Below are 13438 nucleotides of genomic sequence, written 5' to 3' on the forward strand. Positions count from 1 at the left end.
GGGCGTGAGACCTGCGCATAGCATCGGTCTCCGCATGAACACGATGACGCTCTGGCACATATCCTCCTGGGAGTTCGCCGCCCTCGCCGCCGCGGCCCTGCTCGTCGGCTTCTCGAAGACCGCGGTGAGCGGGGCCAACACGGTCAGCCTCGCGATCTTCGCCGCCGTCCTGCCGGCCCGCGCCTCCACCGGCGTGCTGCTGCCCCTCCTGATCGCCGGGGACGTGCTCGCCGTCCTCACCTACCGGCGGCACGCGCACTGGCCCACGCTGTGGCGGCTCTTCCCCGCCGTCGCGGTCGGTGTGGTCCTCGGCACGCTCTTTCTGATGCGGGCGGACGACGGGGCCGTGGGGACCTCGATCGGCGCGATCCTGCTGCTCATGGCCGGGGTCACCCTGTGGCGCCGCCGGCGGGCGGACGACGCGGGAGAGCCCGACGCGGTGGTGTCCAGGGCGGGCCGCGTCAAGGCCGGCTCGTACGGGGTGCTCGGCGGCTTCACCACGATGGTCGCCAACGCGGGCGGACCGGTGATGTCGATGTATCTCCTCTCCGCCGGCTTCCGCAAGCTCGGCTTCCTGGGCACCTCGGCCTTCTTCTTCCTCATCGTCAACGTCTCCAAGGTGCCCTTCAGCGTCGGGCTCGGCCTGATCGACGGCGACTCGCTGCTGCTCGACGCGGCGCTCGCGCTGTTCGTGCTGCCGGGCGCCGTCCTCGGCCGGTGGGCCGTGCACCGGATCAACCAGCGCCTCTTCGAACAGCTGGTCATCGCGGCGACGATCGTCGGCGGCCTGCAGCTCCTGCTGCGCTGACGCTCCCTCCGGCCCTCACGCACCCCGTCACCACCGGCGCTCCGACCCGCCTCGTAGTCTCGGTGCCATGTCCCCGCACGTCCTGATCCTCGGCGGTACCACCGAGGCCCGCGCACTCGCCGCCCGGCTCGCGGCACGCCCCGGCGTCCGCGTCACCACCTCGCTCGCGGGACGCGTCACCCGCCCCGCGGCCATCGAGGGGGACGTCCGCGTCGGAGGGTTCGGCGGAGCGGACGGGCTGGCGGCCTGGCTGCGCGAGCACCAGGTGGACGCCGTCGTGGACGCCACCCACCCCTTCGCCGCCCGCATCACGGCGAACGCGGCGCGGGCCGCCGCCGCGACCGGCGTCCCGGCCGTGGTCCTGCGCCGTCCCGGCTGGCGCCCCGGCCCCGGCGACCGGTGGCACCCGGCGGCCTCCCTCACCGAGGCCGCGGCCCTGCTCCCGCCGCTCGGCCGCCGCGTCCTCCTCACCACCGGGAGGCTGGGCCTCGCGGCCTTCGCGGACCTGCCCGGGCTGTACGTCCTCGCCCGCTCCGTGGAGCCGCCCGAGCCGCCGCTGCCGCACGGCACCGAGATCCTGCTGGCGCGCGGGCCGTTCACCGTCGCCGGGGAGAGGGCCCTGCTGCGCGAGCACCGGATCGACGTCCTCGTCACCAAGGACAGCGGTGGCGCCGCCACCTCGGCGAAACTCACCGCCGCGCGCGAACTCGGGCTGCCGGTCGTCGTCGTACGCCGCCCGCCCCCGCCCGAGGGCGTCACCGTCGTACCGGATGTCCTTCAGGCACTGGCGGCCCTGCCGCTGCCCGGCCCCGCGGCTGAACCGCACCCCGGATGACGACCGGCGCCCGCCCCGCCGTCCGCTAGGTCCTGCGCCGCCCTCCCGGGTTCCTGCGCAGCAGATACGTGTCCATGATCCAGCCCTTGCGCTCCCGGGCCTCGGCGCGCAGCCGCGTGATGCGGGGGGCGGCCTCGGCGATCGGCCCGGACTCCAGGATCTCGTCCGGAGTGCCTATGTACGCGCCCCAGTAGATGTCGATGTCCTGATCGGCGTACCGCTGGAAGGCCTGGTGGGCGTCGAGCATGACGACCACGTCGTCCACCCCCTCCGGCAGCCCCTCGGCCAGCCGCCGCCCCGTGGTGATCTGCACGGGCCCCGCCACCCTGTTCAGGCCCGTGCGATGGCGGGCCACCAGGGAGGAGACGCTGCTGACACCCGGCACGACGTCGTACGTGAACGCTCCGGGACGGCGGTCGAGGATCTCCTCGAGGATGCCGATCGTGCTGTCGTACAACGCCGGGTCGCCCCACACCAGGAACGCGCCGCTCTCGTCCTCGCCCAGCTCCCCGGCGATCAGCCGCTCGTAGATCCCGGCCCGCGCGCTGCGCCAGTCCCCGACCGCGGGGGAGTACGCGGCGCCGCCCGCGGTCCGGTCCCGCTCCGGGTCGCGGGCCTCGACCAGCCGGTACCCCCCGTCCGGCAGATGGGTGGCGAGGATGTCATGACGGAGACGCGTGAGGTCCGACTTCACCTCGCCCTTGTCCAGGACGAAGAAGACGTCCGTGCTCCTCAGCACCCTGACCGCCTGGAGGGTGAGCTGCTCGGGGTCGCCCGCACCGATACCGATGACATGAATCTTTCGCACGCCCCGAGTCTGCCGCACGCCACTGACAGTGAGCCCACCGCGTCCGTCGGTACGGCCCCCGGGCAAGCTCAGCCTCCCGGCTCGCGCCCCCGAGCGGGGAGGGGCCCGGCTACCGCTCCGCGGGCCCGTCGCCCCGCAGCCGCGGTGCCCACGCGCCCGCGTCCACCGCTGTCGCCTCCCGCTCCACCGTGTCCGCCAGCCTCCTGGCCCACGCGCCCAGCCCGGCCGGCTCCAGCCCGTACGGGCGGGACCGCCCCGTACCGGCCGCCCACTCCTCGGCGGCGGCGGCCCCCCGGCGCAGCAGCCGCGCCCCGCCCGTCGTGTTGCCCCGGGCCGCGTGCGTGAGGCCCACCGCGAGCTGGGCGAGCGCCCGCCACAGGGCCCGCTCGTCCTCGGGGCCCGACTTCCAGGCGTCCTCGAAGACCTCGTGCGCGTGGAACGGCTTTCCGGCGTCCAGCAGTGCCTGCGCCTCGTCGATCGTCCGCCCGGGGTCGCGTACGACGCCCTCCGGCTGCCGCTCGACGCCGTCCGTGCCGTACGGAAGGGGCCGCCCCAGTCCGTCCCGAGGCCGGGCGTTGCGGGCGCGTCCCTCCGCGTCCCGGTCGCGCGTGCCGTCCCGCCGGGCTCCACTCGTGCCACTCATGCACCGATTGTCGCGCGCCCCGCGCCCGCCGTGAACTGCCCCTTCCACGTGGGGTAAGGTTCTGATCGCAGGTCCGCGCGGGTCACCGCGGGGAAGTGCACCGGGACGTGGCGCAGCTTGGTAGCGCACTTGACTGGGGGTCAAGGGGTCGCAGGTTCAAATCCTGTCGTCCCGACAGATGCGAAGGGTCTTCGCGGGCGAGAGCCCGCGGGGGCCCTCTGTCGTATGTCCGCCCCGTGGCACGCCTGTTCGGCCGGGTGCCCGTCGTGCGGCACGCCTCGTCCGCGGCCCGGTTCGTCGGTGCGCCCGTACCGTCGGCCGAGGCCGGGACCCGCCCGCGCGTGCGGTAGGGTTTGACTGCGTGTTCGCGCGGGTCACCGCGGGGGAGCGTATCGGGACGTGGCGCAGCTTGGTAGCGCACTTGACTGGGGGTCAAGGGGTCGCAGGTTCAAATCCTGTCGTCCCGACGGATGCGAAGGGTCTTCGCGGGTGACAAGCCCGCGGGGCCCTTTTTCCGTGGTCGGGCTGTGCACCGCGGTCGTACGGCGAAACGGCGGCGCGGCCCCGTGGGGAGGCCGGCCGCCGTTCGCGTGTCGCTGGGCGCCGCTGTCAGGCCGCCGCGCCGGAGACCTGGGAGCTGAGCTGCCCGAGGACCTCGGTCAGGCCGGTGACGACCTCGTCGTCGTCCGCCGGGTGGAGCTCGGCGAAGCGGGTCACGGAGCCGGGGATCGACAGCTTGGCGTCCGCCAGGACCGCTCCGCCCGCGATGCCCACGGCCTTGCGGGCGTCGTCCTGGGCCCACACGCCGCCGTACTGGCCGAAGGCGGTGCCGACCACGGCGACCGGCTTGCCCGTGAACGCGCCGCCGCCGTAGGGGCGGGACAGCCAGTCGATGGCGTTCTTCAGCACGGCCGGCATCGTGCCGTTGTACTCGGGGGAGAAGAGCAGGAAGGCGTCGGCCGTGCCGGCCGCGGCGCGCAGCCGGGCGGCGGTCCCGGGCACGGAACCCTCGACGTCGAGGTCCTCGTTGTAGAAGGGGACGTCGGCCAGGCCCTCGTACAGCTCGATCTCCACACCGGCGGGGGCGTGCTTGACCGCCGCCTCGGCGAGCTGGCGGTTGTGCGAACCGGCACGGAGGCTGCCGACGAGCGCGAGAATGCGTACAGACATGGCTAACTCCCGATGAGTAACGGTGATCAGTCGACCGGGTCGGTCGTCCGCGACTGCCACCCGGGCGGGCGCGGCCGTGCGGTGGCGCCCGGGCCGGCCGGGGAGCCAACCGGACCGAGGTCCGGTTAAGTTGTAGCACCTATCCGGACCGTGGTCCACTTACGCTCGTGAGAGGTACGCTGGCGCCATGACCGTGCCGATTCCGCCCCGTGCCGCTTCGCAGGAAGACGATGTCCGGAACTGCCGGACGGAGCTTGTGATCACCCGGGCCGGGGAACGCACCCAGCTGCGCGCCGACGCCGCCCGCAACCGCAGGCGCCTGCTGGAGGTGGCCGCCCGGCTCGCGGCCGAGTGCGGGGTCGCGAACCTGACCATGGAGGCCGTCGCGGCCGGCGCCGGGGTGGGCAAGGGCACCGTCTTCCGGCGCTTCGGCGACCGCGACGGGCTGATGACGGCGCTCCTGGACCACTACGAGCAGCAGTTCCAGGCGGCCTTCCTCACCGGTCCGCCGCCCCTGGGCCCGGACGCGCCCGCCCTGGAGCGCCTGCGCGCGTTCGGCGTCGCAGCCCTGCGCCACGAGCAGGCGCACGGCGACTTCTATCTGGAGGCACGCGTGCGGTCCTCCCGCCTGTATCTCGTCCCGTCGTACAACCTCCGGCTCACCCACGTCCGGCTGCTGCTGCGCGGGGTGGGGGCCGGCGGCGACATCGAGGTGCTCGCCCACACCCTGCTGGGCAGCCTCGACAGCACCCTCGTCCACCATCTGGTGACCCGCGGCGGCATGTCCCTGGAGCGCGTCGAGGCGGCCTGGTGCGATCTCGTGGACCGCCTGGCGGCGGAAGCCGCCTGACCTCCCGGTCCCTCCACGCCCTCCCGGCCCGCCGGGAGGCGCGAACGCGAGCAGCCCCGGCCGGTGAGTCCGGCCGGGGCTGCTGTCGTCACGGACCCGGGGTCCGCGGGTGACGGCTCAGGCGAGCGTCGCCAGTGCCTGGTTGAAGGTGGCCGACGGGCGCATGACCGTGGCCGCCTTGGCGGGGTCGGGCTGGTAGTAGCCGCCGATCTCGGCGGGCTTGCCCTGGGCCGCGATCAGCTCGTCGACGATGGCCTGCTCGTTCGCGGTGAGCGTCTCCGCGAGCGGGGCGAACGCCTTGGCAAGGGCCGCGTCGTCGGTCTGCGCGGCCAGCTCCCGCGCCCAGTACAGGGACAGGTAGAAGTGGCTGCCGCGGTTGTCGATGCCGCCGACGCGACGGGTCGGGGACTTGTCCTCGTCGAGGAACGTCGCCGTGGCGCGGTCGAGCGTGTCGGCGAGGACCTGGGCGCGGGCGTTGCCCGTGCTGGTCGCGAGGTGCTCGAAGCTGGACGCCAGCGCGAGGAACTCGCCCAGGCTGTCCCAGCGCAGGTAGTTCTCCTTGACGAGCTGCTGCACGTGCTTGGGGGCGGAGCCGCCGGCGCCCGTCTCGAAGAGGCCGCCGCCCGCCATCAGCGGGACGATCGACAGCATCTTGGCGCTGGTGCCCAGCTCCAGGATCGGGAACAGGTCCGTCAGGTAGTCACGCAGGACGTTGCCGGTGACGGAGATGGTGTTCTCGCCGCGGCGGATGCGCTCCACGGACAGCTTGGTCGCCTCGACCGGGGAGAGGATCCTGATGTCCAGGCCCTCGGTGTCGTGCTCGGGAAGGTACTGGCGCACCTTCTCGATCAGCCGGGCGTCGTGCGCGCGGTTCTCGTCCAGCCAGAACACCGCCGGGTCGCCGGTGGAACGGGCGCGGGTGACGGCCAGCTTGACCCAGTCGCGGATCGGGGCGTCCTTCGTCTGGCAGGCGCGGAAGATGTCACCGGCGCCGACCGTCTGCTCCAGCACCACGTTGCCGGCCTCGTCGACGAGGCGGACCGTGCCGGTGGCCGGGATCTCGAAGGTCTTGTCGTGGCTGCCGTACTCCTCGGCCTTCTGCGCCATCAGGCCGACGTTCGGCACCGAGCCCATGGTGGACGGGTCGAAGGCGCCGTGGGCGCGGCAGTCGTCGAGGACGGTCTGGTAGACACCGGCGTAGCTGGAGTCCGGGAGGACGGCGAGAGTGTCGGCCTCCTGGCCGTCCGGGCCCCACATGTGGCCGGAGGTGCGGATCATGGCCGGCATCGAGGCGTCGACGATGACGTCGGACGGCACGTGCAGGTTGGTGATGCCGCGGTCGGAGTCGACCATGGCCAGCTGCGGGCCCTCGGCGAGCTCGGCGTCGAAGGACGCCTTGATGTCGGCGCCCTCGGGCAGGGACTCCAGGCCCTTGTAGATGCCGCCCAGGCCGTCGTTCGGGGTCAGGCCGGCCTTGGCGAGCGTCTCGCCGTGCTTCGCGAAGGTCTTCGAGAAGAAGGCGCGCACCACGTGGCCGAAGACGATCGGGTCGGAGACCTTCATCATCGTGGCCTTGAGGTGGACCGAGAAGAGCACGTCGTCGGCCTTGGCGCGGGCGATCTGCGCCGTCAGGAACTCGCGCAGCGCGGCCACCCGCATCACGGACGCGTCCACGACCTCGCCCGCGAGGACGGGTACGGACTCGCGCAGGACGGTGGTGGAGCCGTCGTCGCCGACCAGTTCGATGCGCAGCGCGCCCGCCTCGGAGATCACCGCGGACTTCTCGGTGGCGCAGAAGTCGTCGACGCCCATCGTGGCGACGTTCGTCTTCGACTCCGCCGACCAGGCGCCCATGCGGTGCGGGTGCTTCTTGGCGTAGTTCTTGACGGAGGCGGGGGCGCGGCGGTCGGAGTTGCCCTCGCGCAGCACGGGGTTCACGGCGGAGCCCTTGACCTTGTCGTAACGGGCGCGGACGTCGCGCTCCTCGTCTGACTTCGGGTCGTCCGGGTAGGCCGGAAGGGCGTAGCCCTGCTCCTGCAGCTCGGCGATCGCGGCCTTCAGCTGCGGGATCGAGGCCGAGATGTTCGGCAGCTTGATGATGTTCGCCCCGGGCGTCTTCGCCAGCTCACCGAGCTCCGCGAGCGCGTCCGGGACGCGCTGCCCCTCCTGGAGGTACTCCGGGAACAGGGCGATGATCCGCCCGGCCAGCGAGATGTCACGGGTCTCCACAGTGACACCGGCCTGCGACGCGTACGCCTGGACCACCGGCAAGAACGAATACGTCGCCAGGGCCGGGGCCTCGTCTGTGTGCGTATAGATGATGGTCGAGTCAGTCACCGGGTGCTCCGCTCCACGTCTGCAACATTGCTCGACATCAAGATATCTCGTGAGGGGCCCCTCCTCGACAGGGCCCTGCCCGCCTCAGTCACGCGGCGCCCCGGACGGCCGGGTCCCGGAGGGCCGCTCCGCCGGTGCGGCGGCGCCGGAGGGCCGCCGCACGGGACCGCGCTCCTCCCGCTGATGCGGTATCGCCTGTACGTTCGATTGGAGGGCGTCGCCGAGGAGGCTCGCCGGGGTCGGCTCCGTCCCCGCCGGGTGCAGCGCGACGGCGCGGGTGGGCGCCGGGATCCGGATGCCCTCCTCCCGGTAGCGCTTGTGCAGACGCTTGATGAACTCGTGCTTGATCCGGTACTGGTCGCTGAACTCGCCCACGCCGAGGATCACGGTGAAGCTGATCCGGGAGTCGCCGAAGGTGTGGAAACGGACGGCGGGCTCGTGCTCCGGGACCGCGCCGGTGATCTCCGTCATGACCTCGGCGACCACCTCGACGGTGACCCGCTCGACGTGGTCGAGATCGCTGTCGTAGCCCACGCCGACCTGGACCAGCAGGGTCATCTCCTGCTCCGGCCGGTTGTAGTTGGTCATGTTGGTGCCGGCGAGCTGGGCGTTGGGAATGATGACCAGGTTGTTCGAGAGCTGCCTGACCGTCGTGTTGCGCCAGTTGATGTCGACGACGTATCCCTCCTCGCCGCTGCTGAGGCGGATGTAGTCGCCGGGCTGGACCGTCTTCGAGGCGAGGATGTGCACACCGGCGAAGAGGTTGGCGAGCGTGTCCTGGAGCGCGAGCGCGACCGCGAGACCGCCCACGCCCAGGGCGGTGAGCAGCGGCGCTATCGAGATGCCGAGCGTCTGCAGGACGACCAGGAAGCCCATCGCCAGCACCACGACACGCGTGATGTTGACGAAGATGGTGGCCGAACCCGCCACCCCCGAGCGGGACTGCGCGAGACTCCTGACCAGCCCCGCGACCACCCGGGCGGCGGTGATAGTCGCGACCAGGATGAGCAGGACGGTCAGCGTCCGGTTCACGTTCCGGCCCGCCGTCGCGTTGAGGGGGAGGGACGCGGACGCCGCCGCGACGCCCGTGGCGACCGCCGCCCACGGCACCAGCGACCGCAGCGCGTCGACGATGACGTCGTCACCGGTCCACCGGGTACGCGTCGCGTGCTTGCCGAGCCAGCGCAGCAGCGCGCGCAGCACCAGCCCCGCGAGCAGCCCCGCGGCCAGGGCGATCCCGGCGACCACGAAGTCGTGCAGCGTGAGGGCCCGGTTCACCGGTGGCCTCCCGCGGTACGGGAGAACGGGCGCGCGGCGGCCTTCGCCGCTCGACGCCGGATGTGCTGAGTCGTCACCATGCCACCTGCTCGTCTCCGGAACTGCACCGTCACGCCGGCCCGCAAGTGCGGCTGCCGGCGCGGTCGTTCATCCTGCCGTATTCCGGACCGTGCTCCCGCCACCGGTCCGCCCGCCGCGAACGCGCCGCCGTCTCCCGTCGGACGGCCCCGCGGCGCGCCAGCGGGCCGGGCGTGAGCGCTCCCGGGAGCGGCCTCCACCGAACCGAGACCACCACAGGCCGCCGCGACCGCCGCCGACAGCCACGGCCACTCCGCCGTCCGCAACCGCCCCACGTTCTCCGCGAGCACCGACCGCCGCCGCGGCCCCGCCGGCAGGACGAAGGCCGGTGAAAGCGGACACAAGGCGGGCCGAGCCGGTGAACGCACGGGACGGCCCGGGCGGCGGTGGGTGCCGGGCGGCCGGACGATTCTTGACCTCAAGGACGCTTGAGGTCCTACCGTCTCTCTCATGAGCATGGAAACCACCGCCTGGACGCAGCTGCACAGCGTCATGAACGCCCAGCAGGAGCGCCGCCCCTTCGACCGGGCGACGCTGCGCCGCATCGCCGCGTTCGCCCGCCCGCACCGCCGCCGCATCGGACAGTTCGTCCTGACCGGGGTGGCGACCGCGCTGCTCGCCGTCGCGACCCCGGTGCTCGCCGGGCACGTCGTCGACGCCATCGTGTCCGGCGACGACGAGTCCACCGTCGTACGCCTCGCCGTGCTCATCGCCGTCATCGCCGTCGCCGAGGCGGGGCTCGGGCTCGTCAGCCGCTGGCTGTCGTCCACGCTCGGCGAGGGGCTCATCCTCGATCTGCGGACGGCTGTGTTCGATCATGTGCAGCGCATGCCGGTCGCGTTCTTCACACGTACGCGTACGGGCGCGCTCGTCAGCCGTCTCAACAACGACGTGATCGGCGCGCAGCGCGCGTTCAGCAACACGCTCTCCGGAGTGGTCAGCAACATCGTGACCCTGCTGCTCACCCTCGCCGTGATGCTCACCCTGTCCTGGCAGATCACCCTGCTGGCACTGGCCCTGCTCCCGGTGTTCGTGGTGCCCGCCCGCCGCATGGGCAGCCGGATGGCGAAGCTCCAGCGCGAGGCGGCGAACCTCAACGCCTCGATGGGCACCCGGATGACCGAGCGGTTCTCGGCGCCCGGCGCCACCCTGGTCAAGCTCTTCGGCCGGCCCGACGACGAGTCCGCGGAGTTCGCGGAGCGGGCCCGGCGGGTGCGGGACATCGGCGTCCGTACGGCGGTGGCGCAGTCCGCGTTCATCACGGCGCTGACGCTGGTCTCCGCGCTGGCCCTCGCCCTGGTGTACGGGCTCGGCGGGTGGTACGCGCTGCGCGGCAGCCTGGAACCCGGCGCCGTCGTCGCGCTCGCCCTGCTGCTGACCCGCCTCTACGCGCCGCTGACCTCGCTGGCCGGGGCGCGCGTCGAGGTGATGAGCGCCCTCGTCAGCTTCGAGCGCGTCTTCGAGGTGCTCGACCTGAAGCCGCTGATCGAGCAGAAGCCCGACGCACGCAGCACCCCCGAGGGCCCGGTCTCGGTCGAGTTCGACGGGGTCCGCTTCGGCTACCCGTCCGCCGACAAGGTCTCGCTGGCGTCCCTGGAGGAGGTCGCCGCCCTCGACACCCGCGGCGGCGCCGAGGTCCTGAAGGGCATCTCCTTCCGGGCCGAGCCCGGCCAGACCGTCGCCCTCGTCGGCTCGTCCGGGGCCGGCAAGTCGACCATCGCCGCGCTGCTGCCCCGGCTGTACGACACCGACGAGGGCGCCGTCCGCATCGGCGGCGTCGACGTGCGCGACCTGAGCGCCGAGTCGATGCGCCGGACCCTCGGCATGGTCACCCAGGACGGCCACCTCTTCCACGACTCCGTACGGGCCAACCTGCTGCTCGCCCGGCCCGCCGCGACCGAGGACGAACTCTGGGACGTACTGCGCCGCTCCCGGCTGGAGGACCTGGTGCGCTCCCTGCCGGACGGCCTGGACACCGTCGTCGGCGAGCGCGGCTACCGGCTGTCCGGCGGTGAGCGCCAGCGCATGACGATCGCCCGGCTGCTCCTGGCCCGCCAGCGGATCGTCATCCTCGACGAGGCCACCGCCCACCTGGACAACACCTCCGAGGCCGCGGTCCAGGAGGCGCTCGCCGAGGCGCTGGAGGGACGCACCGCGCTGGTCATCGCGCACCGCCTGTCGACCGTGCGCGCCGCCGACGTCATCCTCGTCGTCGAGGACGGACGCATCGTGGAACGCGGAACGCACGAGGAGCTGCTGGACCTGGACGGCAGATACGCGGAGCTGTACCGGACGCAGTTCGCGGCGCCGGGCCCGGCCGCGGGCGTCGAACCCGCGGGGGAGGGGGCGGTCGCGTAGGCCCGCCCCGCGGGCGGACGACGGGACGGTGACGACAGGGCCTAGAGTCGGTGCCATGACCACACCGCGGGATCTGTTCATCGTGTCCCTGGACGTCGCGTCCGGCAGTCCCGTGGAGCAGGGGGACCTGTCGCTGGCCCTCGCCGGGGCCGAGGTGATCGACCTCCTCGGGGCCGGGGCGCTCACGCTGGACGGTGACCACCTCGTGCCCGGGGACCACTGGACCCAGGACGATCCGCTGCTGGACGCGGCCGCGGGCGCGCTCGTGCGGGAGACGGCGCGCGAGACGGTCGAGGACTGGCTGTGGCGCCGGGGCCTGGGTCTGTACTCCGCCTACCTCGCCGTCATGGAGGCCGACGGACAGGTCCGCCGGGAGCGCGGCCGGCGGCTGGCCGCCCGGGCCGCGCGGACGTCGGCGGCCGACTCACCGGCCCGCCGCCGCGCCGCGGACCGCTGGTCGTCCGGAGACCCCGTCCTGACGCTCCTCGCGGCCGCCGTCGGCATCGGCCGGCCGGACGGCGAGGGCGGCGAACTCCCCGACGTCACCGACGACACGATCGCCACCGTCCTCGCCGCCGTGAACGACGCGGTGCAGGAACTGGACGGCGTACGGCGCCGCCGCGCCATCGAGCAGGCGGCCTTCGACAACATCTGGCGCGGTCAGTGAGGCCGGAAGCGTGGGCGCCGCTTCGCGGTGGGGCGCAGCCGCCGGGTCGGTGACGTCAGCGCGCCGACGGCCGAGTCCAGGGCGCCGCGCTCACCGTCGGTGAGGAAGGCGGGGCGCGTGCGATGTGGGCGGCTTCGAGGCGCTGGACCCCGCCGGAGCCGGGCACGGCGCCGACATCAGGTCTGATGTCGGAAGCACGTCACAGCGGATGCCGCGCGTACCCCACGCGCCGCGGGGTACTTCGTCGGATTCGTGGGCGCCGTCCCACCGGGCCGCCGGGCCCGGCGGCCGACACGGAAGAGGGTGGACGACCATGGCAGGCAGCGAGCCGACGACGGCCGGGAGCGGACGGGTGGGCGACGCCGCCGCCCATCTCGCCCAGGACACCGCGGACCTGGTCCGCAGCCAGATCCAGTCCGTTCAGGGGGAGGTCTCGGCCGCCCTGCGGCGGATGGGCGCGGGTGGCGCGCTGCTGGCCGGGGCCGGGCTGTGCGGGGCCCTGACGGTGGCGTCCGCCCACCAGACGGCCCTGCGCACGCTGGAGCACGTACTGCCGCGAACGATGGCCTCGGCGCTGCTCACCTGCGCGTACGGATCGGCCGCGGCGGCGCTGGGAATCGCCGCGTGGGACCGGGTGCAGGCCGCCGCCGACGCGTCCGGGCAGGCGCTGGAGCGGGCCCGTGAAGGTATACCGGATGCGGGTGGGAGCGTGAGCGGCCCCGGGGCCGCCCCGCGGTCCCCGGACCAGGGGCCCTGATCTCCGTACCGGCCTGACCTCCGCACCGGAGCACCTCGGTCCCGGAGCCGGAAGCCTGACCGCGCCCGCGGCCGGTCAGCGCACGGGCCCCGGTGCTCCGGCGGGACGGACGGTCCGGGGCACCCCGTGGTCGGCGAGCGGGCCCACCGTGAATCCCGCGTCCCGGCAGTCCGACACCAGCTGGGGCAGCGCACCGAGCGTCGCCCGCCAGCAGTCCGGGGAGGCGACCCGGTCGGAGTCGTGCAGCAGGACCGTGCCGCCCCCGCGCAGACCCGCCCGTACGGCGCCGCGCACCGAAGCCGGGGTCGCGTCCGCCCGCCAGTCCTTCGCCCACACCGACCACAGCACCGTCCGCAGCCCGGCGCGCCGGGCCGCCAGCCAGCGTCCGCCGGTGAGGATGCCGTACGGCGGCCGGTACCAGTCGGGTGCCCTGCCGCCGATCTCCCGCAACACCCCCACGGTCCGCGCGATGTCCCGCGCGTCCTGGCCGGGCCGGGGCAGCCACGGCCGGTCGTGGGTCCAGCCGTGCACGGCCAGTTCGTGCCCCCGGTCCGCGATCTCGCGGGTCAGCCCGGAATGGCGCCCGGCGCTCTCCCCGAGCACGAAGAACGTCGCCCGTACGGCGAGCGTGTCCAGTACGTCGAGGAAGTGCGGCGTCGAGCGGGGATCGGGACCGTCGTCGAAGGTCAGCGCGATGTGCCCGGGGTGACCCGTTCCGGCGAGCCCCGGGAACCAGGCGCGCCGTACGGCCGGCAGCCACGTCCCGGCCGGCCCGATGTGGGCGGCCGCGAGGGCCGGCGGCAGCAGGGTGAGCGCGGTACGGAGCGGTCGCCGGGCGGGGTTCACAAG

The 13438-nt window shown here is 73.5% G+C and carries 12 protein-coding genes and 2 tRNA genes; 8 read left to right on the forward strand and 6 right to left on the reverse strand.

Annotated elements, in window-relative coordinates; all coding sequences use genetic code 11:
- The first annotated feature begins 34 nt into the window (after positions 1-34).
- A complete protein-coding gene (locus ACFY93_RS28550; protein ID WP_391364253.1) occupies positions 35-808 on the forward strand; it encodes a TSUP family transporter in 774 nt (257 codons plus the stop codon).
- Positions 809-875: 67 nt separating this feature from the next.
- The gene (locus ACFY93_RS28555; RefSeq protein WP_391364255.1) at positions 876-1643 is read left to right on the forward strand and encodes a cobalt-precorrin-6A reductase; all 768 of its coding nucleotides are present in this window, start codon (positions 876-878) and stop codon (positions 1641-1643) included.
- Positions 1644-1668: 25 nt separating this feature from the next.
- On the opposite strand, the gene cobF is transcribed toward ACFY93_RS28555, so the two are convergent.
- Positions 1669-2451 (reverse strand): precorrin-6A synthase (deacetylating), encoded by a 783-nt coding sequence (cobF, locus tag ACFY93_RS28560; RefSeq protein ID WP_391364257.1) that lies wholly within the window; start codon positions 2449-2451, stop codon positions 1669-1671.
- Between the two features lie 109 nt (positions 2452-2560).
- The gene (locus ACFY93_RS28565; protein ID WP_391364259.1) at positions 2561-3094 is read right to left on the reverse strand and encodes a DUF309 domain-containing protein; all 534 of its coding nucleotides are present in this window, start codon (positions 3092-3094) and stop codon (positions 2561-2563) included.
- A gap of 101 nt (positions 3095-3195) precedes the next feature.
- Between ACFY93_RS28565 and ACFY93_RS28570 the strand changes: the two genes are divergently transcribed.
- Positions 3196-3269: transfer RNA gene (locus ACFY93_RS28570), tRNA-Pro, on the forward strand.
- 218 nt (positions 3270-3487) lie between these two features.
- Positions 3488-3561 (forward strand) — tRNA-Pro (locus ACFY93_RS28575).
- 142 nt (positions 3562-3703) lie between these two features.
- Here the strand turns inward: ACFY93_RS28575 and ACFY93_RS28580 are convergent.
- Complete coding sequence (locus ACFY93_RS28580; RefSeq protein WP_391364261.1) at positions 3704-4264, reverse strand: NAD(P)H-dependent oxidoreductase; 561 nt, start codon at positions 4262-4264, stop codon at positions 3704-3706.
- A gap of 187 nt (positions 4265-4451) precedes the next feature.
- On the opposite strand from ACFY93_RS28580, the gene ACFY93_RS28585 reads away from it, so the two are divergent.
- Positions 4452-5114: a TetR family transcriptional regulator gene (locus tag ACFY93_RS28585; protein WP_391364264.1), complete on the forward strand. Its 663-nt coding sequence runs from the start codon at positions 4452-4454 to the stop codon at positions 5112-5114.
- A gap of 117 nt (positions 5115-5231) precedes the next feature.
- On the opposite strand, the gene ACFY93_RS28590 is transcribed toward ACFY93_RS28585, so the two are convergent.
- Together ACFY93_RS28590 and ACFY93_RS28595 are read right to left on the reverse strand one after the other, a co-directional pair.
- Positions 5232-7451, reverse strand: coding sequence for an NADP-dependent isocitrate dehydrogenase (locus ACFY93_RS28590; RefSeq protein WP_391364266.1), 2220 nt, complete (start codon positions 7449-7451; stop codon positions 5232-5234).
- An 84-nt stretch (positions 7452-7535) separates the two neighbouring features.
- Complete coding sequence (locus tag ACFY93_RS28595) at positions 7536-8729, reverse strand: mechanosensitive ion channel domain-containing protein (protein ID WP_391364268.1); 1194 nt, start codon at positions 8727-8729, stop codon at positions 7536-7538.
- Between the two features lie 528 nt (positions 8730-9257).
- Between ACFY93_RS28595 and ACFY93_RS28600 the strand changes: the two genes are divergently transcribed.
- The 3 genes from ACFY93_RS28600 to ACFY93_RS28610 all read left to right on the forward strand — a co-directional run bounded on the left by ACFY93_RS28600 (position 9258) and on the right by ACFY93_RS28610 (position 12589).
- The gene (locus ACFY93_RS28600) at positions 9258-11165 is read left to right on the forward strand and encodes an ABC transporter transmembrane domain-containing protein (protein ID WP_391364270.1); all 1908 of its coding nucleotides are present in this window, start codon (positions 9258-9260) and stop codon (positions 11163-11165) included.
- Positions 11166-11220: 55 nt separating this feature from the next.
- Positions 11221-11832 carry a GPP34 family phosphoprotein gene (locus ACFY93_RS28605; RefSeq protein WP_391364272.1) on the forward strand — a complete coding sequence of 204 codons (612 nt, stop codon included), beginning with the start codon at positions 11221-11223 and terminating at the stop codon, positions 11830-11832.
- 313 nt (positions 11833-12145) lie between these two features.
- A complete protein-coding gene (locus ACFY93_RS28610; RefSeq protein ID WP_391364274.1) occupies positions 12146-12589 on the forward strand; it encodes a phage holin family protein in 444 nt (147 codons plus the stop codon).
- A gap of 75 nt (positions 12590-12664) precedes the next feature.
- Here ACFY93_RS28610 and ACFY93_RS28615 read toward each other — a convergent pair whose 3' ends face one another.
- Positions 12665-13435 carry a polysaccharide deacetylase family protein gene (locus tag ACFY93_RS28615; RefSeq protein ID WP_391364276.1) on the reverse strand — a complete coding sequence of 257 codons (771 nt, stop codon included), beginning with the start codon at positions 13433-13435 and terminating at the stop codon, positions 12665-12667.
- Between the last annotated feature and the right edge of the window lie 3 nt (positions 13436-13438).

The sequence above is a fragment of the Streptomyces sp. NPDC008313 genome, from assembly GCF_042956125.1.
In the GTDB taxonomy this organism is placed as follows: Bacteria; Actinomycetota; Actinomycetes; order Streptomycetales; family Streptomycetaceae; genus Streptomyces.

Coding starts and splice junctions, on each gene's coding strand:
- ACFY93_RS28550 (WP_391364253.1), top strand. CDS start 35: ATGAACACGATGACGCTCTGGCACATATCCTCCTGGGAGTTCGCCGCC.
- ACFY93_RS28555 (WP_391364255.1), top strand. CDS start 876: ATGTCCCCGCACGTCCTGATCCTCGGCGGTACCACCGAGGCCCGCGCA.
- ACFY93_RS28565 (WP_391364259.1), bottom strand. CDS start 3,094: ATGAGTGGCACGAGTGGAGCCCGGCGGGACGGCACGCGCGACCGGGAC.
- ACFY93_RS28580 (WP_391364261.1), bottom strand. CDS start 4,264: ATGTCTGTACGCATTCTCGCGCTCGTCGGCAGCCTCCGTGCCGGTTCG.
- ACFY93_RS28585 (WP_391364264.1), top strand. CDS start 4,452: ATGACCGTGCCGATTCCGCCCCGTGCCGCTTCGCAGGAAGACGATGTC.
- ACFY93_RS28600 (WP_391364270.1), top strand. CDS start 9,258: ATGAGCATGGAAACCACCGCCTGGACGCAGCTGCACAGCGTCATGAAC.
- ACFY93_RS28605 (WP_391364272.1), top strand. CDS start 11,221: ATGACCACACCGCGGGATCTGTTCATCGTGTCCCTGGACGTCGCGTCC.
- ACFY93_RS28610 (WP_391364274.1), top strand. CDS start 12,146: ATGGCAGGCAGCGAGCCGACGACGGCCGGGAGCGGACGGGTGGGCGAC.